The 20,043-nt window shown below is 72.7% G+C and carries 22 protein-coding genes and 1 tRNA gene; 17 read left to right on the top strand and 6 right to left on the bottom strand.

Annotated features, from left to right (window positions below; translation table 11 throughout):
- Positions 1–84: 84 nt before the first annotated feature.
- From J2X46_RS07160 to J2X46_RS07170, 3 genes are all read right to left on the bottom strand, one after another.
- Positions 85–1,329, bottom strand: coding sequence for an APC family permease (locus J2X46_RS07160; RefSeq protein WP_310248597.1), 1,245 nt, complete (start codon positions 1,327–1,329; stop codon positions 85–87).
- A gap of 1 nt (position 1,330) precedes the next feature.
- Positions 1,331–1,834 carry a hypothetical protein gene (locus J2X46_RS07165; protein WP_310248599.1) on the bottom strand — a complete coding sequence of 168 codons (504 nt, stop codon included), beginning with the start codon at positions 1,832–1,834 and terminating at the stop codon, positions 1,331–1,333.
- Between the two features lie 81 nt (positions 1,835–1,915).
- Positions 1,916–2,302: a helix-turn-helix domain-containing protein gene (locus J2X46_RS07170; RefSeq protein ID WP_310248601.1), complete on the bottom strand. Its 387-nt coding sequence runs from the start codon at positions 2,300–2,302 to the stop codon at positions 1,916–1,918.
- Positions 2,303–2,492: 190 nt separating this feature from the next.
- On the opposite strand from J2X46_RS07170, the gene eno reads away from it, so the two are divergent.
- From eno to J2X46_RS07215, 9 genes are all read left to right on the top strand, one after another.
- Positions 2,493–3,770: a phosphopyruvate hydratase gene (gene eno, locus J2X46_RS07175; RefSeq protein WP_310248604.1), complete on the top strand. Its 1,278-nt coding sequence runs from the start codon at positions 2,493–2,495 to the stop codon at positions 3,768–3,770.
- A gap of 253 nt (positions 3,771–4,023) precedes the next feature.
- On the top strand, positions 4,024–4,446 hold the full coding sequence (locus tag J2X46_RS07180) for a septum formation initiator family protein (RefSeq protein ID WP_310248607.1): 423 nt from the start codon (positions 4,024–4,026) through the stop codon (positions 4,444–4,446).
- Complete coding sequence (locus J2X46_RS07185; RefSeq protein WP_310248609.1) at positions 4,443–4,970, top strand: DUF501 domain-containing protein; 528 nt, start codon at positions 4,443–4,445, stop codon at positions 4,968–4,970. The genes J2X46_RS07180 and J2X46_RS07185 overlap by 4 nt, the downstream gene beginning before the upstream one ends.
- Before the next feature lie 4 nt (positions 4,971–4,974).
- Positions 4,975–5,904, top strand: a complete 930-nt coding sequence (locus J2X46_RS07190; RefSeq protein ID WP_310248610.1) for a Ppx/GppA phosphatase family protein — start codon at positions 4,975–4,977, stop codon at positions 5,902–5,904.
- The gene (locus J2X46_RS07195) at positions 5,901–6,716 is read left to right on the top strand and encodes a uracil-DNA glycosylase (protein WP_310248613.1); all 816 of its coding nucleotides are present in this window, start codon (positions 5,901–5,903) and stop codon (positions 6,714–6,716) included. The genes J2X46_RS07190 and J2X46_RS07195 overlap by 4 nt, the downstream gene beginning before the upstream one ends.
- A gap of 10 nt (positions 6,717–6,726) precedes the next feature.
- A tRNA-Leu gene (locus J2X46_RS07200) sits at positions 6,727–6,800 on the top strand.
- Between the two features lie 71 nt (positions 6,801–6,871).
- Entirely contained in the window at positions 6,872–6,997 is a 126-nt protein-coding gene (locus tag J2X46_RS07205) for a hypothetical protein (RefSeq protein WP_310248615.1), read from the top strand.
- Between the two features lie 226 nt (positions 6,998–7,223).
- Entirely contained in the window at positions 7,224–7,751 is a 528-nt protein-coding gene (locus tag J2X46_RS07210; protein ID WP_310248618.1) for a hypothetical protein, read from the top strand.
- Positions 7,729–8,499 (top strand): hypothetical protein, encoded by a 771-nt coding sequence (locus J2X46_RS07215; protein ID WP_310248623.1) that lies wholly within the window; start codon positions 7,729–7,731, stop codon positions 8,497–8,499. Before J2X46_RS07210 ends, J2X46_RS07215 begins: the two co-directional genes overlap by 23 nt.
- Here J2X46_RS07215 and J2X46_RS07220 read toward each other — a convergent pair.
- Positions 8,496–10,445, bottom strand: coding sequence for a TetM/TetW/TetO/TetS family tetracycline resistance ribosomal protection protein (locus tag J2X46_RS07220; RefSeq protein ID WP_310248626.1), 1,950 nt, complete (start codon positions 10,443–10,445; stop codon positions 8,496–8,498). The genes J2X46_RS07215 and J2X46_RS07220 overlap by 4 nt on opposite strands.
- A 133-nt stretch (positions 10,446–10,578) precedes the next feature.
- Entirely contained in the window at positions 10,579–11,046 is a 468-nt protein-coding gene (locus J2X46_RS07225; RefSeq protein ID WP_310248627.1) for a GNAT family protein, read from the bottom strand.
- Between the two features lie 54 nt (positions 11,047–11,100).
- Between J2X46_RS07225 and J2X46_RS07230 the strand changes: the two genes are divergently transcribed.
- Together J2X46_RS07230 and J2X46_RS07235 are read left to right on the top strand one after the other, a co-directional pair.
- On the top strand, positions 11,101–12,366 hold the full coding sequence (locus J2X46_RS07230) for a calcium-binding protein (protein ID WP_310248629.1): 1,266 nt from the start codon (positions 11,101–11,103) through the stop codon (positions 12,364–12,366).
- A 146-nt stretch (positions 12,367–12,512) separates the two neighbouring features.
- Positions 12,513–13,394 carry a Bax inhibitor-1/YccA family protein gene (locus tag J2X46_RS07235; RefSeq protein WP_310248631.1) on the top strand — a complete coding sequence of 294 codons (882 nt, stop codon included), beginning with the start codon at positions 12,513–12,515 and terminating at the stop codon, positions 13,392–13,394.
- A gap of 264 nt (positions 13,395–13,658) precedes the next feature.
- Here the strand turns inward: J2X46_RS07235 and J2X46_RS07240 are convergent, their stop codons facing one another.
- Entirely contained in the window at positions 13,659–14,684 is a 1,026-nt protein-coding gene (locus J2X46_RS07240; protein WP_310248632.1) for an SGNH/GDSL hydrolase family protein, read from the bottom strand.
- Positions 14,685–14,724: 40 nt separating this feature from the next.
- On the opposite strand from J2X46_RS07240, the gene J2X46_RS07245 reads away from it, so the two are divergent.
- Genes J2X46_RS07245 through J2X46_RS07270 form a run of 6 tightly spaced genes read left to right on the top strand, consistent with a single transcriptional unit; the run spans position 14,725 to position 20,043 of the window.
- Complete coding sequence (locus J2X46_RS07245) at positions 14,725–16,119, top strand: cystathionine beta-synthase (protein WP_310248634.1); 1,395 nt, start codon at positions 14,725–14,727, stop codon at positions 16,117–16,119.
- Complete coding sequence (locus J2X46_RS07250) at positions 16,116–16,556, top strand: hypothetical protein (protein WP_310248635.1); 441 nt, start codon at positions 16,116–16,118, stop codon at positions 16,554–16,556. Before J2X46_RS07245 ends, J2X46_RS07250 begins: the two co-directional genes overlap by 4 nt.
- A gap of 1 nt (position 16,557) precedes the next feature.
- Complete coding sequence (locus J2X46_RS07255) at positions 16,558–17,337, top strand: TSUP family transporter (protein ID WP_310248636.1); 780 nt, start codon at positions 16,558–16,560, stop codon at positions 17,335–17,337.
- 37 nt (positions 17,338–17,374) lie between these two features.
- Complete coding sequence (locus J2X46_RS07260) at positions 17,375–18,448, top strand: YihY/virulence factor BrkB family protein (protein WP_310248639.1); 1,074 nt, start codon at positions 17,375–17,377, stop codon at positions 18,446–18,448.
- Positions 18,445–19,074, top strand: coding sequence for a YigZ family protein (locus J2X46_RS07265; RefSeq protein WP_310248642.1), 630 nt, complete (start codon positions 18,445–18,447; stop codon positions 19,072–19,074). Before J2X46_RS07260 ends, J2X46_RS07265 begins: the two co-directional genes overlap by 4 nt.
- A 48-nt stretch (positions 19,075–19,122) precedes the next feature.
- Entirely contained in the window at positions 19,123–20,043 is a 921-nt protein-coding gene (locus J2X46_RS07270; protein WP_310248645.1) for a methylenetetrahydrofolate reductase, read from the top strand.

Here is a 20,043-nt window from a genome sequence, read left to right on the forward strand (position 1 = left end):
TTTCGCGCACAGGATGGCCCGAGATGTCGGGCGCATGCTTGCGAGGGCGCATGGCGCGTCGGTGACGACGACGTGAACGCCGGGTCAGCGCGAGGTGGCGACCAACCGCCCGCCGATGCCGACGGCGAAGACCGCGAGCCCGGCGAGCACCGACCCGAGCGGCAGTGCGGCCGCCATCACCACGCACCCCACCAGTCCGAGCACCTGGAGCGCGCGCGGCCAGCGGCGCTGCTCCGGGGGTTGGCGCAGGGCGGAGAGGTTGGCGACGGCGTAGTAGACGAGGACGCCGAAGGACGAGAAGCCGATCGCGCCGCGCAGGTCGGCGGCCAGCACCAGCGCCACGACCGCGACGCCGATGACGACCTGCGCCCGGTCGGGAACCTGGTGGCGGGGGTCGACGGACGCCAGCGGTGTGGGCAGGTCACGCTCGCGCGCCATCGCAAGCGTCGTACGACCCACGCCGGCGAGGAGGGCGAGCAGTGCCCCAAGGGCGGCAGCGGCAGCGCCGATGCGCACGAGCGGCACGGCCCAGTCGGCGCCGAGCGCCTCGGTGGCGGCGGCGATCGGCGTGGGCGATCCGGGCAGGTCGGCGCCGAGGATCCGCACGAGGGCGAGGCCGACGAGCAGGTAGACCACGACGGCGGTGCCGAGCGCGACGAGGATCGCGCGGCCGAGCAGCTCGGGCCGGCGCACCTCCTCGGCGAGCGTCGCGATCCGGGCGTAGCCGGCGAAGGCGAAGAACAGCAACCCGGCGGCCTGCAGGACGCCCCACACCCCACCGGTCGCCTCGAGCGGCGCGACCGTCCCGGCGTCACCAGTCGCGGCGACCGCCAGGAAGCCGACCAGCACCAGGAGCGTGGCGCCCAGCAGCACCTTGGCGGCGGTCGCGGTGCGGGTGACGCCGCACAGGTTGAGCACGGTGAACGCGACGACCGCGAGCGCGGCGAGCCCGCGCTGCCACCAGCCGCCGTCGGGAAGGGCGTACGCCGCGAAGGTCATCGCCATCGCCGCGCACGACGCCGTCTTGCCGACGACGAAGCCCCAGCCGGCCAGGAAGCCCCACCACGGCCCGAGCACCTCGCGGCCGAAGAGGTACGTCCCGCCCGACGAGGGGTACGACGACGCCAGCTGCGCCGAGGCGACCGCGTTGCAGAAGGCGATGACCGCAGCGATGCCCAGCCCGGCGAGCAGCCCGCTCCCGGCGGCCGCGGCGGCCGGGGTGAAGGCGACGAACACGCCCGCGCCCAGCATCGCGCTGAGGCCGACGACGACGGCGTCGCTGGTGCCGAGGCGGCGGGCGAGCCCCGGCTGGACGGCGGGCGAGCTCATCTCAGACCTCCAGTCGCGCAGCGACCTTCTCGGCCGCGGCGCGGCACTCGTCGTCGGGCACGTTGGGCAGGACGTCCTCCCACAACGGCAGCATCATGCCGCTCGCCTCGACCATCCCGAGCGGACGGGGCATCAGCCAGGCGTGGAAGTGCGCGCCGCCGTCGCCCCAGCGGTAGAGGTGCACGCGGGCGACGTCGGGGTCGGCCAGCATCGCGTCCTCGAGCCGCGCGACCAGCGGGCCGAAGGCGGCCTGCGCCTCGGGCGACAGGTCGCGGAAGGAGTCGACGTGCTCGCGGCTGGCGATCCAGACCGTGCCCGGCAGGCTGCACGTGCGTGGCGGGTGGAGGCTGAAGTGCTCGTCGCTCCAGACGGCGTCAGCGGCGAAGCCGGTGCAGACGCCGCACTCGCCGCCGCCGTCCTCACCCCGCCTCCGGGGCTCGGGCACGACGCGCGGGCCGGGCTCGACGGGCACGAGGGGCTCTCGGTAGGGGGCCTTCATGGACATGGTGTCTCCTCTCGACACCGACCACGCTGCTCGCTCCGGCGATCGCTCGCTTGATCGAGAGCCGCATCTCCGCCAGACCCGTCATGCCTCGTCGAGCGGCACGACCGTCGGGTCGGGCGAGAACGCGTCGACGTAGGCCGCGCCGAGAGCGTCCCCCTCGTCGTCGGAGGCGTACGCCGGCAGCCGGATCCCGTCGGGCGGGTGGAAGTGCACCTCGCCCGGTGCGTCGACCTCCCAGGTCGTCGGATCTGCCCGCCACTGCGACGGTGACGCTCCGAGCTCGCGGCGGAACGCGCGGACGAAGACGTCGTAGCCGCGGAAGCCGCCGTCGGCCGCGATGTCCTGGAGGCGGAGGTCGGTCTCCCTCGCCTGCCATGCCGCCCGCTCGAGGACGAGCCGGTCGCGGAACCTCGCCGCCGACTCGCCCGCCATCGCGAGCCGCAGCCGCGTCGCGTCCGGATCGCTCACCGGATCGTCGACGCTGGCCGTCGCGCGAGCGACGAGCGCGCTGAGGTGATCCGCCGGACCTGGCTCGCGTGACGACACCGGGCTAACGCTAGTCGGGCCCGCGGACACCCCGGCGACGTACCAGCGGCACGTGGCTAGGCTGGCGGCTGACCCCAGGACGTACAGGACTTTCCCCACCAGGAGCTCTCCCATGTCGATCATCGCTGCAGTCGGCGCCCGCGAAATCCTCGATTCGCGCGGCAACCCCACCGTCGAGGTGGAGGTACTTCTCGAGGACGGCGCGTTCGGTCGCGCGGCAGTGCCCAGCGGCGCCTCGACCGGCGCCTTCGAGGCCGTCGAGCTGCGCGACGGCGGCAAGCGCTACCTCGGCAAGGGCGTGCAGAAGGCCGTCACCGGGGTCGTCGACAGCATCGCCGGCGCGGTCGTCGGTCTCGACGCCGACGACCAGCGCCTCGTCGACCAGGTGATGCTCGACCTCGACGGCACGCCCAACAAGGCCAAGCTCGGCGCCAACGCGATCCTCGGCGTCTCCCTCGCCACCGCCAAGGCCGCCGCGGAGTCGGCCGGGCTCCCGCTCTTCCGCTACGTCGGTGGCCCCAACGCCCACCTGCTGCCGGTCCCGATGATGAACATCGTCAACGGTGGATCGCACGCCGACTCCAACGTCGACGTCCAGGAGTTCATGATCGCCCCGATCGGTGCCGCGACGTTCCGCGAGGCACTCCAGCAGGGCGCCGAGGTCTACCACGCGCTGAAGTCGGTGCTGAAGAAGAAGGGCCTCTCGACCGGTCTCGGCGACGAGGGCGGCTTCGCGCCCAACCTCGACAGCAACCGCGCGGCGCTCGACCTGATCGCCGAGGCAGTGAAGTCGGCGGGCTTCAAGCTGGGCAAGGACATCGCGCTCGCGATGGACGTCGCGGCGAGCGAGTTCCACGACAAGGGCAAGTACACGTTCGAGGGAAAGAAGCTCAAGACCGACGAGATGGTCGACTACTACGCCGATCTCGTCGCGTCCTACCCGATCGTCTCGATCGAGGACCCGCTCGACGAGGAGGACTGGGCCGGCTGGAAGGCGATCACCGACAGCCTCGGCGACAAGATCCAGCTCGTGGGCGACGACCTCTTCGTGACCAACGTCGAGCGCCTCCAGCGCGGAATCGACGGGGGTCAGGCCAACGCGATGCTCGTCAAGGTCAACCAGATCGGCTCGCTCACCGAGACCCTCGACGCCGTCGAGCTCGCCCACCGCGCCGGCTTCCGCAACATGATGAGCCACCGCTCCGGCGAGACCGAGGACACCACGATCGCCGACCTCGCCGTCGCCACCAACTGCGGCCAGATCAAGACCGGCGCCCCGGCCCGCTCCGACCGCGTCGCGAAGTACAACCAGCTGCTCCGCATCGAGGACGAGCTCGGTGACGCAGCTCGCTACGCCGGTGCGGGCGCGTTCCCGCGATTCAAGGGCTGAAGCAGGCACACTAAGCCGCATGCCTTCCCAGCGTCGTACTCCTCGGGGTGGGCCCGGCGGGAACGGTTCACGTGGACCGAGGCAGAGCAGCTCGACGCATCCCGGCACCCGCGGCTCACGGCCGCGGGCAGCCGGGACGCGTACGCCGCTCGCCTCGCCGGCCGACACCGGCACCACGGGGCCGATCCCGGGGGCACGTCCTGCCTCCCCGAGGAGTGCTGCGCGCCGTCCCCGGTTCACCGGGCGCGCGGCCGTGCTGGTGCTCGTGCTCGCGGTGCTGACCGTGTCCTACGCGTCGTCGCTGCGCGCCTACCTCCAGCAGCGCTCGCACATCGGTGAGCTCAAGTCGACGATCGCCGAGCGCGAAGCGAGCATCAACGACCTCGAGCGCGAGAAGAAGCGCTGGGACGACCCGGCCTACGTCAAGGCGCAGGCCCGGGCCCGCTTCGGCTACCTGATGCCCGGCGAGTCCGGCTTCGAGGTGATCGGCCCCGACGGCCAGCCGCTCGAGGCCCAGGCCTCGCTCAACGACCCCTCCGACGTGATCAAGACCGTGCCGAAGGCGTGGTGGAGCGCAGCGTGGGAGTCGATGGAGCTGGCCGGCAACCCGCCCCCGGCCGAGCAGCAGCCCGCAGACCTGATCGACGGCTCTGTCGTCGACGGGGGGAAGCAGTGACTGAACCCGCACAGAAGATCGACCCGGCCGACGAGGCCGCGATCCGCGCCCAGCTCGGCCGCAAGCCGCGGGGCATCGACTCGGTCGGCCACCGGTGCCCCTGCGGCAACCCCGACGTGGTCACGACGGAGCCGCGCCTGCCCAACGGCACGCCGTTCCCGACGACGTTCTACCTGACGTGCCCGCGCGCGGCCTCGCGCATCGGCACCCTCGAGGGCTCGGGCCTGATGAAGGAGATGCAGGCCCGGCTCGGCGAGGACGAGGAGCTGGCCGCCGCCTACCGCGACGCCCACGAGGCCTACCTCGCCTTCCGTGCTGAGGTCGGTGCCCGCGCCGGGCTCGACGTGCCGGAGATCGAGGGGATCACCGCCGGCGGCATGCCCGACCGCGTGAAGTGCCTGCACGTCCTCGCCGGCCAGTCCCTGGCGATGGGCCGCGGCGTGAACCCGCTCGGCGACGAGGTCCTCGACGCGCTCGGCGAGTGGTGGTCCTCGGGCCCCTGCGTCGAGCGCCCCGCAGAATGACCCCATGACCTCCTCGACCGCCGTTGCGGCCATCGACTGCGGGACCAACTCGATCAAGGTGCTCATCGGCGAGGTCCGCCCCGACGGCACCCTCGACGTCCACGTGCGCGACTCGCGCGTCGTACGCCTCGGGCAGGGTGTCGACCAGACCGGCGTGCTCGCCGAGGAGGCGCTCGAGCGCACGTTCGCGGCGATCGACGAGTTCGCGGCCGTCGTCCGCGACCACGGCGTGCCGCCCGAGCGGCTGCGCTTCTGCGCGACCTCGGCCACGCGCGACTCCAGCAACGCGTCCGCCTTCGCGGAGGGCGTACGACGTCGCCTCGGCGTCGAGCCGGAGGTGCTGTCCGGCGAGGAGGAGGCGGCGCTGGTCTTCGCCGGCGCCATCGCCGCGCAGGACCCGAAGCCCGCCGAGCCCGTGCTGGTCGTCGACATTGGCGGCGGGTCCACCGAGCTGGTGCTCGGCGAGGGCGGCGAGCGCCGGGCCGTCTCGATGGACATCGGCTCGGTCCGGCTCCACGAGCGGCACCTGCACAGCGACCCGCCGACCGCCGACGAGCTCGCCGCCTGCCTGGCCGACATCGAGCAGCACCTCGACGCCTCCGGCGTGCCGCTCGAGCAGACGCGCACCGCCATCGGCACGTCCGGCACCATCAAGACCCTCGCGTGCGGCGTGATGGGCCTCGACACCTACGACCGGGGGGCCTTTGACGGCGCGGTGCTCTCCAACGCCGACACCGCCGACTACGTCGACCGGCTGGTCGCGATGACCGTCGAGGAGCGCCGTGCGCTGCCCTACATGCACCCCGGCCGCGCCGACGTGATCGGGGCGGGAGCCCTGATCTGGACGCGGATCCTGGCGCGGGTGCCGGTCTCCGACCATGTGGTCTCGGAGGCCGACATCCTCCACGGCATCGCTGCGGCGATCGCCCGATGACCCTCCTGCCGCACCCGGTCGTCGGCGGGGCGTTCGGCAGCCCGGTCGCCCCCGGCACTGGGTGGCCCGACGACCCGGCTGCCCCTGACACCCCCGTCGCGCGCGACCCCGACGACGTACGACGTCTCGCGCAGGCCGGCGACCTCGCCGAGCTGGACGCCCGGGTGAGCGTCTGCTCGGCCTGCCCCCGGCTGGTGGCGTGGCGCGAGGAGGTCGCGGAGGAGAAGCGCGCGTCGTTCGCCGACCAGCCCTACTGGGGCCGCCCGATCGCGGGGTGGGGCGACCCGTCGCCCTCGTTGCTCATCGTGGGCCTGGCTCCCGCGGCCAACGGCGGCAACCGGACGGGCCGGATCTTCACCGGCGACCCGAGCGCCGACTGGCTCTTCGCCAGCCTGCACCGCACCGGCTGGGCGGTGCAGGAGACCAGCCACCACGCCGGCGACGGCCAGCGCCTGGTCGACGCCCGCATGGTCGCGACGGTCCGCTGCGCGCCGCCGGAGAACAAGCCCACCGCGGTCGAGCGCGACACCTGCGCGCCGTGGATCGCGGCCGAGCTCGCCCTCCTGCCGACGGTGCAGGTCGTCGTCGCGCTCGGCTCCTTCGGCTGGGACGGCGCGATCCGCTCGCTCGTCGCGGCCGGCGCTCCCGCGCCGGCGCGGAAGCCGAAGTTCGGCCACGGCGTCGAGGTGTCGCTCGGGCCGGTGACGCTCGTCGGCTGCTTCCACCCCTCGCCGCACAACACCTACACCGGGCGCCTCACGCGCGAGATGACCGATGCGGTCTTCGAGCGGGCCCGGGCGCTGACAGACTGACCCGGTCGACGCCCCGGTATCCCAACCGGTAGAGGAAGCCGCCTTAAAAGCGGTCAAGTCTGGGTTCGAACCCCAGCCGGGGCACCTCATCTGGGCGATGGTGCCCAGGCGGGTCCGCGCGTAGCGTGGTGTGCCCGACTGCTCAGGAGTGCGCCATGTCGAGCTGGCTCATCATCGGCATCATCATTCTCGTGATCCTTGTCCTCATGTCGTTGGGGAACGTCGGCGGGCGCGGCGACCACACCGTCAACGCGCAGCGGTGGTGGCACAAGCACGAGTGAGTGGAACGCACGGTGGTCAGGCGGGCGGGGGGCTGAGGCGGTGCTTCTCCTCTCCGAGGTCGGGGCGGCAGTGAACGGCCGAGCTCGGTGCTGTGCGGAGCTGCTTGACGGCGAGAACATCTTCGACAATAATCGAACATACGAGCGAATGCGAGAGGTGGCGAGATGACTGACGTGCGAGAGGTGTGGCAGCCCGGCGACCTCCACGCGCTGGCTGACCTCCTCGGTGACGTACGCCCGGTCGACGACACCCCTGGGCCTTCTCGGGCAGCTCGAGGCCCTCGAGCGGATCAAGTCCGCAGCCGCTGCGGCGCAGGTCGCTGTGGCCACGACCTTCGCCGACGCCGCCGACAACGAGCGCGTACCGCCTCCGTGCCACCGCACGCCGCCGCGTGCGATGTCGATCGGCGCCGAGGTCGCGCTCGCGACCCTGGCCAGCCCCCACGCGGGGGAGCAGCGCGTGCTGTTGTCCCGGCGCCTGCGCGACGACCTCCCCCTCACCCTCGCTGCGCTACGACGTGGTGAGCTGACCGAACCCCGGGCCTTCGCCGTCGCCCGTGAGGTCGCCCACCTGGATCCAGCCCAGCGGCGGCAGGTCGACGACGACGTCGCACCCCGGCTGGCCGGACTCGGTGACGTACGACTGCGGCGGGTCGTGCGGCGCTCGTGCCTCACGGTCGCTGCCGAGGCCGAGGCCCCGGCGCTACACACGTGCCCGCGCCGATCGCCGGGTGACCACGCGTCGTCTCGATGACGGCACCGGCGAGCTCGTGGCCGTCCTGCCACTGGAGGTGCTGGCGACGGTCCGCGCGGCGCTGGACGCTGCTGCCGCGACCGCCCGCGCCGACGGTGACGCGCGCACCGGCGGTCAGGTGCGCGCCGACACGCTCGCCGCGCGCATCACCGGGATCGACCCCGCCACCGACGTCGTTCCCGTGCAGGTCAACCTGGTCGTCGGGGTGGAGTCCCTGTTCGGTGACGGCGCCGAGCCGGGTCTCGTCGCGGGCGACGGGTTCCTGCCCGCCGCGCTCTGCACCGAGCTGGTCCGGCGCGCCAGCTCCGCCGCGAAGGCGAGGCTGCGACGCCTGTTCACCAGCCCGGACGAGCGGGCGCTGGTCGCGATGGAGTCGACCAGCAGGCGCTTCGGCAGTGGGCTCGCCGAGCTCCTCGAGCTGCGCGACGGCGGAACCTGCCGGACGCCGGGATGCAACGCGACCGTGCGGCACCACGACCACGTCACCCGCGCTGCCGACGGAGGCCGCACCTCGGCCGCCAACGGCCAGGGGCTGTGCGAGCGCTGCAACTACGTCACGGAATCGCCGGGCTGGGTGTCGTGGGTGCCCGACCACCCGCCCGGCGAGCTCCACGAGGTCCACGGCGTCACCGAGCACCTCCGGATCACGAGGTCGACGGCGCCGCCACTCCCCGGAGGCCCCGCCGGCGGCATGACGTACTCGCCGTACGAGCTGCGGCTCGCGAACAGCTTCACCCTGGCGTCCTAGCCGCGCCGCACCGGCGCCTCCCCGCGCACAGGCTGGTAGCCGTCGAACCGCGCGTCCAGCACACCCTCGCCTCCGGTGAGGTCGGGCAGCTGGTGCTGGAGGTCGTGGAGTCGGGCTGCCACGAGCCGGGCGTCGATCCGGGTGAGGTCGGCCGTCGCGGTCTGGCCGGTGACCTCGCTGCCCCAGCGGCCGAGCAGGCGCAGCAGCTGCGGGGCGTCGTCCGTGGGCACTTCGAGGCTCACGTGCAGCACCGGCTCGCACACCTCCGTCGAGGCACGGACCAGCGCCTGTCGTACGACGACCGGGGTGAGGCTGCGGTAGTCCAGTGCGGTCGGCAACGGGCCGCGCTGCGCGGGCGGACCGTCCCCGGACCGGTAGCCGGCCTCGGTGAGGGTCACCCGGCAGTCGGTCACCTCCCAGCCGCGGAGCCCGCAGGACAGCGCCTGCGCGACGTGCTCGGACATCACCGAGGTGAAGTGCTCGACGGACTTGAAGAGGTAGAGCGGGAGGTCGCGCATCGGGACGCCGACGTCGAAGACGAGGCCGGAGCCCGGGGCCGCCGGGGTGAGCCGCAGCCCGATCGTGGCCCCCCATGGGTTGGTCGGGGTGTTGAACCGCTCCACCGCCGTCCCGGCCCGGCGCAGCCGCTCGACGTGCAGCACGCTCGCCTCGGAGAACGCGACCTCGATGCCGTGGTCCTCGGCCAGCGTCGAGGCGATGACCTCCTGCTGGACCCGGCCGTAGAGCGACACGGTGGGCCGCCCGTCCTCACCGCTGCGCGCCGCGATCAGGGGGTCCTGGTCGGCGAGCTGCGCCAGCGCCACGCGGAGCGCCGGCCCCTGCGCGGGGTCGCACGCCTCGAGCGAGGCCTCCAGGGTCGGGGGCGGGAAGTGGTGCGCCTCCGCCCGGATCGAGCTGCCGAAGCCGTCGCCGACGCGGACCGCGCCCAGCCCGAGCAGCCGCGCGACCTGGCCGGCGTGCGCCTCGTCTGCGCGCACCCACCGCCCGTCCCTGAAGACCTCGATGCCCGCGACCTTGCCGGACCGGCCGTCGGGGAGGTCGAGCCGCTGCCGTGCTTCCACGGTCCCGGAGAACAGCCGGACGTAGGCGACCTTCTCGCCCGCGTCGCCCCGCTCGACCTTGAACACCCGCCCCGAGGGCTCGCCACCGGTGTCGGGCGGGGCGCCGGGGAGGAAGGTGGCGATGGCCTCCATCAGGTCGGGGACGCCGGCTCCGGTGGCGGCCGACCCGGCGAAGACGGGGTGCAGCTCGGCCGCCCGGGTCTGCGCGGCGGCCAGTGCCCGGAGCTCCTCAGGCGTGCGGTCGCGCCCGTCGACGTACGCCGCCAGCAGTACGTCGTCGTGCTCGGCGAGCGCCACGGTCTCGCGCTCGCGGAAGGCGCGGTCGTCCGGGGAGTAGGCGGCGAACGTCGCGGCGCGGGAGCCGAGCCCGGCCGCCGTACCCATGGGCAGGACGTCGGGCGTCAACCGGCTGCGGATCGCGTCGAGGACCGCGTCGACGTCGGCGCCGGCGCGGTCGATCTTGTTGACGAACAGCAGCGTCGGAACGCGCAGCCGCTGCAGCGCCCGCATCAGGATGCGGGTCTGCGGCTGCACGCCCTCGACGGCGGAGAGGACGAGCACGGCGCCGTCGAGCACACCGAGGACGCGCTCGACCTCGGCGATGAAGTCCGGGTGGCCGGGGGTGTCGATGACGTTGACGACGGCGTCGCCGAGCGGGAAGCCGACGACGGCTGCCTTGATGGTGATCCCGCGCCGGCGCTCGAGCGCGAGGCTGTCGGTGCGGGTGGTGCCGGCGTCGACCGAGCCGGGCTCGTCGATCACGCCTGCGAGGTGTAGCAGGCGCTCGGTGAGGGTGGTCTTACCGGCGTCGACGTGGGCGAGGATGCCCAGGTTGAGCGAGCGCGGCGATGGGCGTGGTGGCACGCGAGGTCCCTTCGAGGAGGTGGATGCGGACGGGGGCGTGCGTTGCTCGCATCTCGATGCCTCCTCAGGACGTCACGGAGCGGTTTCTCCGGCACGCCCACGGTAGGCAGGGCCGGGACGGGGCCGCAACGGGTTATGCGCGCTCCGGCCGCACCAGCACCTCGAAGCTCCGCCCGTCGGTCGCCGCGTCGAAGCGGCCGAATCGCTCGAAGCCCAGTGACTCCACGACCCGCAGGGCGCGGGCGTTGAAGCTCGCCACCGTCACGCGGAAGGCCGTCGGGGTGAAGTGCTCGCGGCCGAACGCCAGCCCGGTCGCGATGGCGTCGCGCCCGAGCCCCGTCCCGGTCAGTCGGGGTCGAAGCCCGCCGCCGGTGTCGAGCGCCCGGTCGTCGTACGCCCATCCCGGCACCTGGCCGTCGGCGCCGTAGGAGCGGAAGCCGACGAGCTCGTCGTGGTCGTCGAGCACGGCGTGGAAGCCGGACTCGGGCTGCACCAGCCAGTCGGGGTCGGCGCCGGTCATGTCGTAGCAGGCGTACGGCGCGGGGTAGCGCCACGTGCAGATGTCGGCCGCGTGCTCGGGCGTGAGGGGCGCGATCCGCATGACGGTCAGCCTAGGGTCGAGGGGACAGGGGGAACTCCAATGCCGTCTCGGACCATGACACTGCTCGTCTGCCTCGCGATCGCCACTGTCGCGCCCGGAGCCGCATCGGCCCGTACGGCGCCGGCGCGGGGCGCGCCGGCCACCTGCGCCGGCGTGCCCGCGACGATCGTCGGCACGTCCGGCGACGACGAGCTCACCGGCACGTCCGGCGACGACGTGATCGCCGGCCTCGACGGGGTCGACACGATCGACGCGGGTGCGGGCAACGACCTCGTCTGCGGCGACGCCGGGCCCGACACCCTGGTCGGCGGACCGGGTGACGATCGGCTCTACGCGGGCACCAACGGGTTGGTGCCGGTCTTCGAGGGCGAGCCCGAGCCGGCCGGCGACACGATCGCGCCCGGCCCGGGCGACGACCTCGTCGACATCGGCGTCAACACGGTCCTGCGCGGCGACGGCTGGAACCCGCCCGACACCATCGACTACTCCACGTCCGCGACCGGCGTCACCGTCGACCTGGTGAGCGGCGTGGCGACCGGCGAGGGCACCGACACCGTCGTGGTCGCCCAGCCCCAGCCCGCGACCGGCTACGTCGTCGAGCTGCTCGGCTCGACCCACGCCGACCACCTCCTCGGCACCGAGTACGCCGACCAGATCCTCGGCAAGGGCGGTGGCGACCACATCGAGGCACGCGGCGGCGACGACCTCGTGATGAACGACTGGGACGAGTACTTCCTGGCACCCGGCGACCCCGCGGACGACGTGTTCGACGGTGGAGCCGGCGCGGACTACCTCGACTCCACCGGCGGCGCCGACATCCTCCTCGGCGGCGCGGGTGCCGACCACCTGCGCAAGGAGCGCGGACCGGCGACCCTCGACGGGGGCGCGGGTCGCGACGAGCTCGAGGTCTACCTCTCCGCCGGGCGGCACCGCCTGGTCGGCGGCGCGGGTCGCGACGAGGTCTCGCTCGGAGTGCTCAACAGCGGCCGGCGGACCACCGGCGTGCTCGACCACCAGCGCGGCCGGTTCGTCGTACGCCTCTGGCACCGGCCGCCGATCCGGGCCTCGGTCGAGGACGTCGAGCGGGTGCGGATGCCGCACAACCGCGGGCGCTGGACCTACCTCGGCACGTCCGGTGACGACCGCGTCACCGGCGGGGCGTCGTACACCGCTCGGGGTCGTGGTGGCGACGACGTCCTCATCGGCTCGTACGACGACGACGTGCTGCTCGGCGGTCCCGGGCGCGACCGCATCGTCGGCGGGCGCGGCGACGACCGGTGCCGGGGCGAGGACCTCACCGGCTGCGAGTCGCCATCCTGAGAAGTTGCTGTGAGGGGAACAGCGGACGCTCCGCACACGTTTGATCAGGTGTCACCCCGGCTAGAGTGGTGTGACGTGACAGGCGCCGTCACCGCGACGGCGTCGAGACCTCCGGAACCTCCGGGGGAGGCCTCCAAGGAGAGACCATGAAGAGCAACAACCCCGTGTTCGCCCGTTCCGAGGAGTTCAACCGCGCCTCGACGAACGCCTACGGCAACCAGACCTATTCCGGTGGCGGCGCCGCCTACCCCGGCTACGGCAACACCACGAGCGACCCCTCCACCTGGGGCACCGGCACGCCCGGCCAGGTCGACCAGGGCCGGATGACGATCGACTCGGTCGTCCAGAAGACTGCCATCTCCGTCGCCGTGATCTTCGCGACCGCCATCGTCACCTGGTGGTGGATCGGTGACATGGGCACCTCCAACGCCTTCGGCCAGACGGTCGTCGACTCCGACGCCATGGCCCGTGCGTCGATGGGCGCCATGCTCGGCGCCGGCGGTGCCTTCCTGCTGTCCCTGGTCAACTCGTTCAAGCGGGTGATCAGCCCGGCCCTCGTGCTCGCCTTCGCCGCCCTCGAGGGCGTGGCGCTCGGTGCCGTCAGCAAGCTCTTCGAGGTGCAGTTCGACGGCGTCGTGATGAGCGCGGTCATCGGCACCTTCGGTGCGCTCGCCGGCACGCTCGCCGCCTACAAGTTTCTCGACATCAAGGTCGGCGACAAGTTCCGCCGCGGTGTCGTGGCCGGCATGTTCGGCATGGTGGGCCTCGGCCTGCTGTCGCTGGTGCTGAGCTTCTTCGGCATCGACACCGGCCTCTACGGCTTCGGTGGCCTCGGCTTCGTCTTCGCCGTCGCCGGCCTGGTGCTCGGCATCTTCATGCTGATCCTCGACTTCGACTACGTCGAGCAGGGCGTGGCCGCCGGTCTCCCGGACCGCGAGTCGTGGCGGGCCGCCTTCGGCCTGACCGTCAGCCTGGTCTGGATCTACACCAACCTGCTGCGCATCCTCGCCATCCTGCGTGGCGACTGATCTGCTGCTGATCAGCTGAGCTCCGCTGGCCCGTCCGAGTCGCTCTCGGGCGGGCCGGCGTCATTTCCTGTCCCTCTTGAGCGGTGGCCCACCTACATTCGGCGACCCAGGAATGTAGGTGGATCACCGCCGCCGGCGTACGACACGCGCCTGCTCGCGTGAGCGGTGGCCCACCTCCATTCGGCGGCCTCGGAATGTAGGTGGATCACCGCTGAGCGGCGGCCGGCGGTGAGTGACGCAGGTATCCGGCGGTCGGAAGGTGTCTCACTCACCGCTCGAGGCGGCCTCGTGCTCCTCGTGCTCGGGGGACTCGGCGTCGGTGGAGGGACGGCGGCGGCGATGGCGGAGCTCGACCCAGCGGCCGCGGAGGCCGCGCTGGGTGCCGCCGACCTCGGTGCCGTCGACCTCGGTGCCGGGCGTACGTGCCGCGCGCACCGCGGCCGCGGCGACCGGGAGGATGCCCTCGCGGCGCAGCGGCTCGGGCAGGCTCTCGTCGTCGGGCAGCAGGTCGAGGGCGGCCAGGCAGGACGGGATCAGCACCGACGCGAGCTGCTGGTAGCCGTCGGCCGAGGGGTGGAAGCGGTCCGGCCCGAACAGCACGGCCGGGGCCGCCTCGAACTCCGGGCCGAGGATGTCGCCGAGCGAGACCGAGCGGCCGCCGTTCTCCACGACGGTGATCGTCTGGGCAGCGGCGAGACGACGCGACCACTCGCGCGCGACCTGCTTCAGCGGCGGCGGGATCGGGCGGATGGTGCCGAGGTCGGGACACGTCCCGACGACGACGGCGACGCCCTCCTCGCGCAGGCGTCGTACGCCCTCGGCGAGGTGCCGCACCGACGCGGACGGCAGCACGGAGTGGGTGACGTCGTTCGCCCCGATGAGTACGACGGCGAGGTCGGGGTGGGTGCCGATGGCAGCGTCCACCTGGTCGGCCAGCGCGCTCGACTGCGCCCCGACCTTGGCGAAGGACCGCAGGTGGACGCGTCGGTCGGCCTGCGCGGCCATGCCGGTGGCGAGGTGGGCGCCCGTGGTTTCCTCGACGCGGTCGACGCCGTAGCCGGCGGCGCTGGAGTCACCGAGCAGCGCGATCCGGATCGCCGGCGCGGGGCGGCCGCGGCCGTACCACCCGGTGGCGTCCGGCGGGACGGAGGTGGCGTTGCCGATCACCCGGCGCGCGAACTTCGCCTCCGCGACCAGGACGCCGTAGAGGCCGGCGCCGAGCACGGAGACCCCGCCGCCGCCCAAGGCCGCGGCCGATGCCAGCTTGCGTGCTGCTCCTGTAGCCCCCACGACTTCATGTTACGGAGTGGTAGACAGCTAGATTGACCGGGTGCAGTACGTGAACTCGCTCCTCGACCTGATCGGCAACACTCCGCTCGTCCGGCTCGGCCGGACCCTGGACCTCCCGGACGGCCCCGACAGCGGCCCGCTGGTCCTCGCCAAGGTGGAGTACCTCAACCCCGGCGGCTCCGTGAAGGACCGCATCGCCAGCCGGATGATCGAGGCGGCCGAGGCCTCGGGCGCCCTGCAGCCCGGCGGCACGATCGTGGAGCCGACCTCCGGCAACACCGGCGTCGGCCTGGCGATGGTGGCCCAGCAGAAGGGCTACAAGTGCGTCTTCGTGTGCCCCGACAAGGTCAGCGAGGACAAGCGCAACGTGCTCAAGGCCTACGGTGCCGAGGTCGTGGTGTGCCCGACCGCGGTCGCGCCGGAGCACCCGGACTCCTACTACAACGTCAGCGACCGGCTCTCCAAGGAGCCCGGCGCCTGGAAGCCCGACCAGTACTCCAACCCGCACAACCCGCGGTCCCACTACGAGACCACCGGCCCGGAGATCTGGGAGCAGACGGAGGGGAAGATCACCCACTTCGTCACCGGCATGGGCACCGGCGGCACGATCAGCGGCGTCGGTCGCTACCTCAAGGACCAGAACCCCGACGTCCAGGTCATCGGCGCCGACCCGGCCGGCTCGGTCTACTCCGGCGGCACCGGCAGGCCGTACCTCGTCGAGGGCGTCGGTGAGGACTTCTGGCCCGAGACCTACGACCGCACGGTCGCCGACCGCGTCATCGAGGTCTCCGACGCCGACTCCTTCGCCTTCACCCGCCGCCTCGCCCGCGAGGAGGCGATGCTCGTCGGCGGCTCCGCCGGCATGGCCGCCTACGCCGCGCGCCAGCTCGCCCACGAGCTCGCCGCCGAGGGCCGCACCGACGCGATCATCGTGGTGCTGCTGCCCGACTCCGGCCGCGGCTACCTCACCAAGGTCTTCAACGACGACTGGCTCGGCCAGTACGGCTTCGCGACCGGCGCGCAGGCCGACCACCGCACCGTCGGCGAGGTGCTGCGCGGCAAGTCCGGCCAGCTCCCCGACCTGGTGCACACCCACCCCGGCGAGACCATCGCCGAGGCCGTCCACATCCTCCAGGAGTACGGCGTCAGCCAGATGCCCGTCGTCCGCGCCGAGCCGCCCATCGTGGCTGCCGAGGTCGCGGGGTCGGTGTCGGAGCGCACCCTCCTCGACGCGCTGTTCACCGGCCACGCCAAGCTGACCGATCAGGTGGAGGACCACATGTCCGCCGCCCTCCCGACGATCGGCTCGACCGAGCCGGCGACCGACGCGGTCACCCTGCTCGAGAAGGCCGACGCGGTGCTGGTCCACGAGGACGGCAAGCCGATCGGCGTGCTGACCCGTCAGGACCTGCTCGCCTTCGTGGCCGCCTCGTGACGCGTCGTACGCGCCTGGCCGGCGCGCTCGTCGCCCTCGCCTGCCTCGGCTCGCTGACCGCCTGCGGTGGCGACGACGTCACCACCAGCACCGACCCCGTCGAGGTCGAGGTCGGCAAGGCCTTCACCTGGGGCGGCTTCGCCGTCGACGACGGGTGGACGCTCAAGGGCGTCGAGCGGTCCGTGAACGCCGAGACGGTGACCACCCCGCAGGTGAAGGGCACGATCACCAACAAGAGCGACGAGACGCGGGCGGCCATCTTCGAGATGGTGTTCTCCACCGATGGCGACCCGGTCGCGACCGTCAACTGCTCGGCCGGGAAGATGGAGCAGGACCAGTCGATGGCCTTCGAGTGCCCCGGCCTGAACGCCATCATGCCGAAGGACTACGACGCCGTCGTCGTGCAGGAGTTCAGCCGAGACTCCAGCTCCTCCTGACGTGGGCGACCTTTCTCTGGAGGTCATCGCCTTCCTGGTCCTCGCGGCCCTGGTGGCGGGCTTCGTCGACGCCGTCGTCGGCGGCGGGGGACTGGTCCAGCTGCCCGCGCTGCTCGTCGGGCTGCCCGGCGCCTCGGTGGTGCAGATCGCCGCGACCAACAAGCTCGCGTCCTTCTGCGGTACGTCGATCAGCGCGGCGACCTACGTCCGGCGGATCCGCCCCGACCCGCGCACGTTCCTGCCGCTGATGCTCGCCGCGTTCCTGGGCTCGGCGGGCGGCGCGCTGGTCGCCTCGCTGCTGCCGCGCAGCGCCTTCGACCCGATCATCCTGGTCGTGCTCGTGCTGGTGGGCGGCTACGTCTGGTTCAAGCCGAGCGTCGGCGAGCTGACCAGCCTCCGGTTCCAGGGCGGCCAGCACCTGACTGCAGTGGCGATGACCGGCCTGACCATCGGCTTCTACGACGGCGCGATCGGCCCGGGCACCGGGTCGTTCTTGGTCTTCGCCCTCGTCGGGCTGCTCGGCTACAACTTCCTCGAGGCCTCGGCCAAGGCCAAGCTGGCCAACTGGGCCACCAACCTGGCCGCGCTCATCGTCTTCGTCCCGCAGGGCGCGGTGATCTGGCAGCTCGCGCTGCCGATGGCCGCGGCCAACATCACCGGGGGCTACCTCGGCGCCCGGCTGGCGATGGCCAAGGGCGCCCGGTTCGTCCGCGCGTTCTTCCTCGTCGTGGTCTGCGGCTTCGTCGTACGCCTCGGCGGCGGGCTGCTCGGCTGGTGGTGACCGGGATCCCGGGGTCCCGGACGGTAACCTCCACCCCGTGGGAGCGGTCTCGGCAGTCGACGGGTTCCAGCGCCGCCATCCCGTGCTCGGTTTCCCGCTCGCGGTCGTCTACAAGTACTTCGACGACCAGGGCCCCTACCTCGCCTCGGCGCTGACCTACTACGCCTTCATCGCGATCTTCCCGCTGATGCTGCTCGGCACCTCGATCCTCGGCCTGATCCTGCGCGGCGAGCCGCAGTGGCAGGAGCAGATCCTCAACTCCGCGCTCTCGCAGTTCCCGATCATCGGCGACGAGCTCGGCCGGCCCGAGGGGCTCCAGGGGTCGGTGGCCGGTGTCGCGGTCGGTGCGATCGCCGCGCTCTACGGCGCGATGGGGCTGGGCCAGGCGTTGCAGAACACCCAGCACGTCGCCTGGTCGGTGCCGCGCAACAGCCGCCCCAACCCGTTCTACGCGCGGGTGAAGACGCTGGTCCTGCTGCTCACCGCCGGGCTGTCGCTGATGGCGGTCACGATCGTCTCGACCGTCGCGAGCACGACCGACGTCTTCACCGAGGTGCTCGGGTCGGGCATCAAGATCCTGCTGCCGCTCCTCACCGTCGCCGTGGTGGGCACGTTCCTCACCCTGCTCTTCCGGTTCGCCGCGACCGGCCAGCACTCGTTCTGGCGGGCGGCACCGGGTGGATACTCCCTGGCGATCATGTGGCAGGTGCTCCAGCTCGGCGGTGCGGCCTACGTCGACAAGGTGCTGGTCGACACCTCGTCGATGACGAAGACCTTCGGCCTGGTCCTCGGACTCATCGGCTTCCTCTGGATCGGCGCCGTGATGGCGGTGCTGGCGATGGAGATCAACGTCGTGTGGGCGCGCCGGCTCTGGCCGCGCGCGCTGCTCACGCCGTTCACCGACAACGTCGAGCTCACCGACGCCGACCGCAGGGCCTACGCCGCCTATGCCCGCATGCAGCGCCACAAGGGCTTCGAGAAGGTCTCCGTCACGTGGACGCCGGGACCGGTCGAGCGGCGCCAGCGGGCCGAGGAGGACGAGGAGCGGGCGGCCGAGGAGCGGGCCGAGGAGCGGGTCGAGGAGCGGGCGCCCGGGAACGACCCGGCGTGACGTCGTACCTCACGATCGCCCGACCGGCCGTCGCCGAGGTCGAGGACCGTGGCTCGCGCTTCCTCTGCACGCTGCGCCGGGTCGCGGACGAGGACGAGGCGCGCGCCCTGGTCGCGACGCTGCGGCGCGAGCACTGGGACGCGCGGCACCACTGCTCGGCCTTCGTGCTCGGACCCGGTGGTGAGGTGCAGCGTTCCTCCGACGACGGCGAGCCCGCCGGGACGGCCGGTGCGCCGATGCTCGACGTGCTGCGCGGCGCCGGCGTCAGCGACGTCGCAGCCGTGGTCACGCGCTGGTTCGGCGGCACGCTGCTCGGGGCCGGTGGACTCGTCCGCGCCTACGGCGACGCCGTCCGGGGGGCCCTCGGCGAGGCGGGCACGCTGCGGCGCTCGCTCCTCACCGAGCTCGCGCTCGAGCTCGACCACGCGGACGCAGGGCGGGTCGAGGGAGAGCTGAGGTCGCGGGGAGTCACGGTCCTCGAGGTGTCGTACGACGCCCGGGTGCGGCTGCTGCTGGCCGCCGCACCGGCCGAGGTCGACCGGGTGGCGGAGGCGGTGGCGGCCGCGACCGGCGGCCGGGTCGAGCTGGTGCGCGTCGGTGAGCGCTGGGTCGACGTCCCCGGCTGAGGGCGCGCGGATGTCGGGCAGGGACCGGTCCACGGCTAACCTCGCGGCGTGGACGTCGCAGCGCGGATCAGGGCCGGCCAGGGTGACTTCGTCCTCTTCGCGCTCACGCCACCCCGGCAGTCGACGCCGGCCGAGCGACTGCCGGAGATCGCCCGTGCCACCACCGAGCGGCTCGCGCACCTCGACCTCGACGGGCTGGTGCTCTACGACATCGACGACGAGAGCGCCCGCAACCCGGCCGAGCGCCCGTTCCCGTTCAGCGCGACGGTCGACCCGTCCGACTACCGCTCCGAGCACCTCCGGGCCTGGGCGAGCCCGGTCGTCGTCTACCGCGCGGTGGCCAAGTACGGGCGCGAGGACCTGCGCACCTGGCTCGCCACGCAGGACGCCGACCAGACCCTGACCGTCATGGTCGGCGCCTCCTCGAGCGACACCACGATGCCCGTCTCGCTCGTCGAGGCGCAGGCGCTGCGCGCCGAGGTGAACCCCGAGCTGCTCCTCGGAGGAGTGGCGATCCCCGAGCGGCACAGCCGCAGCCACGACGAGCACCTGCGCCTGATCGCCAAGCAGCAGGCGGGCTGCGCGTTCTTCGTGACCCAGGTCGTCTACGACCTCAACGCCGCCAAGAACCTCGTCTCCGACTACCGCTATGCCTGCGACGAGCGGGGCCTGACCCCGGTGCCGATCGTGTTCACCTTCTCCGTCTGCGGCTCGCTGAAGACGCTGGAGTTCCTGCGGTGGCTCGGCGTCGACGTCCCCCGGTGGATTGAGAACGACCTGCGCCACACCGGCAACCCGCTGCGGGCGTCGATGGAGCAGGCAGCGGCGACCGCCCGCGACCTCGCCGACTTCTGCCGGCGGCTCGAGGTGCCCTTCGGCCTCAACGTCGAGAGCGTCTCGATCCGGCGCGAGGAGATCGAGGCGTCGGTGGAGCTGGCCTCGCAGCTGGCCTCCCAGCTGCGTCGCTGA

This window comes from Nocardioides sp. BE266, assembly GCF_031457855.1.
Taxonomy (GTDB): domain Bacteria; phylum Actinomycetota; class Actinomycetes; order Propionibacteriales; family Nocardioidaceae; genus Nocardioides.

Coding starts and splice junctions, on each gene's coding strand:
- J2X46_RS07235 (WP_310248631.1), top strand. CDS start 12,513: ATGAAGAGCAACAACCCCGTGTTCGCCCGTTCCGAGGAGTTCAACCGC.
- J2X46_RS07225 (WP_310248627.1), bottom strand. CDS start 11,046: ATGCGGATCGCGCCCCTCACGCCCGAGCACGCGGCCGACATCTGCACG.
- J2X46_RS07160 (WP_310248597.1), bottom strand. CDS start 1,329: ATGAGCTCGCCCGCCGTCCAGCCGGGGCTCGCCCGCCGCCTCGGCACC.
- J2X46_RS07165 (WP_310248599.1), bottom strand. CDS start 1,834: ATGTCCATGAAGGCCCCCTACCGAGAGCCCCTCGTGCCCGTCGAGCCC.
- J2X46_RS07205 (WP_310248615.1), top strand. CDS start 6,872: ATGTCGAGCTGGCTCATCATCGGCATCATCATTCTCGTGATCCTTGTC.
- eno (WP_310248604.1), top strand. CDS start 2,493: ATGTCGATCATCGCTGCAGTCGGCGCCCGCGAAATCCTCGATTCGCGC.
- J2X46_RS07230 (WP_310248629.1), top strand. CDS start 11,101: ATGACACTGCTCGTCTGCCTCGCGATCGCCACTGTCGCGCCCGGAGCC.
- J2X46_RS07195 (WP_310248613.1), top strand. CDS start 5,901: ATGACCCTCCTGCCGCACCCGGTCGTCGGCGGGGCGTTCGGCAGCCCG.
- J2X46_RS07190 (WP_310248610.1), top strand. CDS start 4,975: ATGACCTCCTCGACCGCCGTTGCGGCCATCGACTGCGGGACCAACTCG.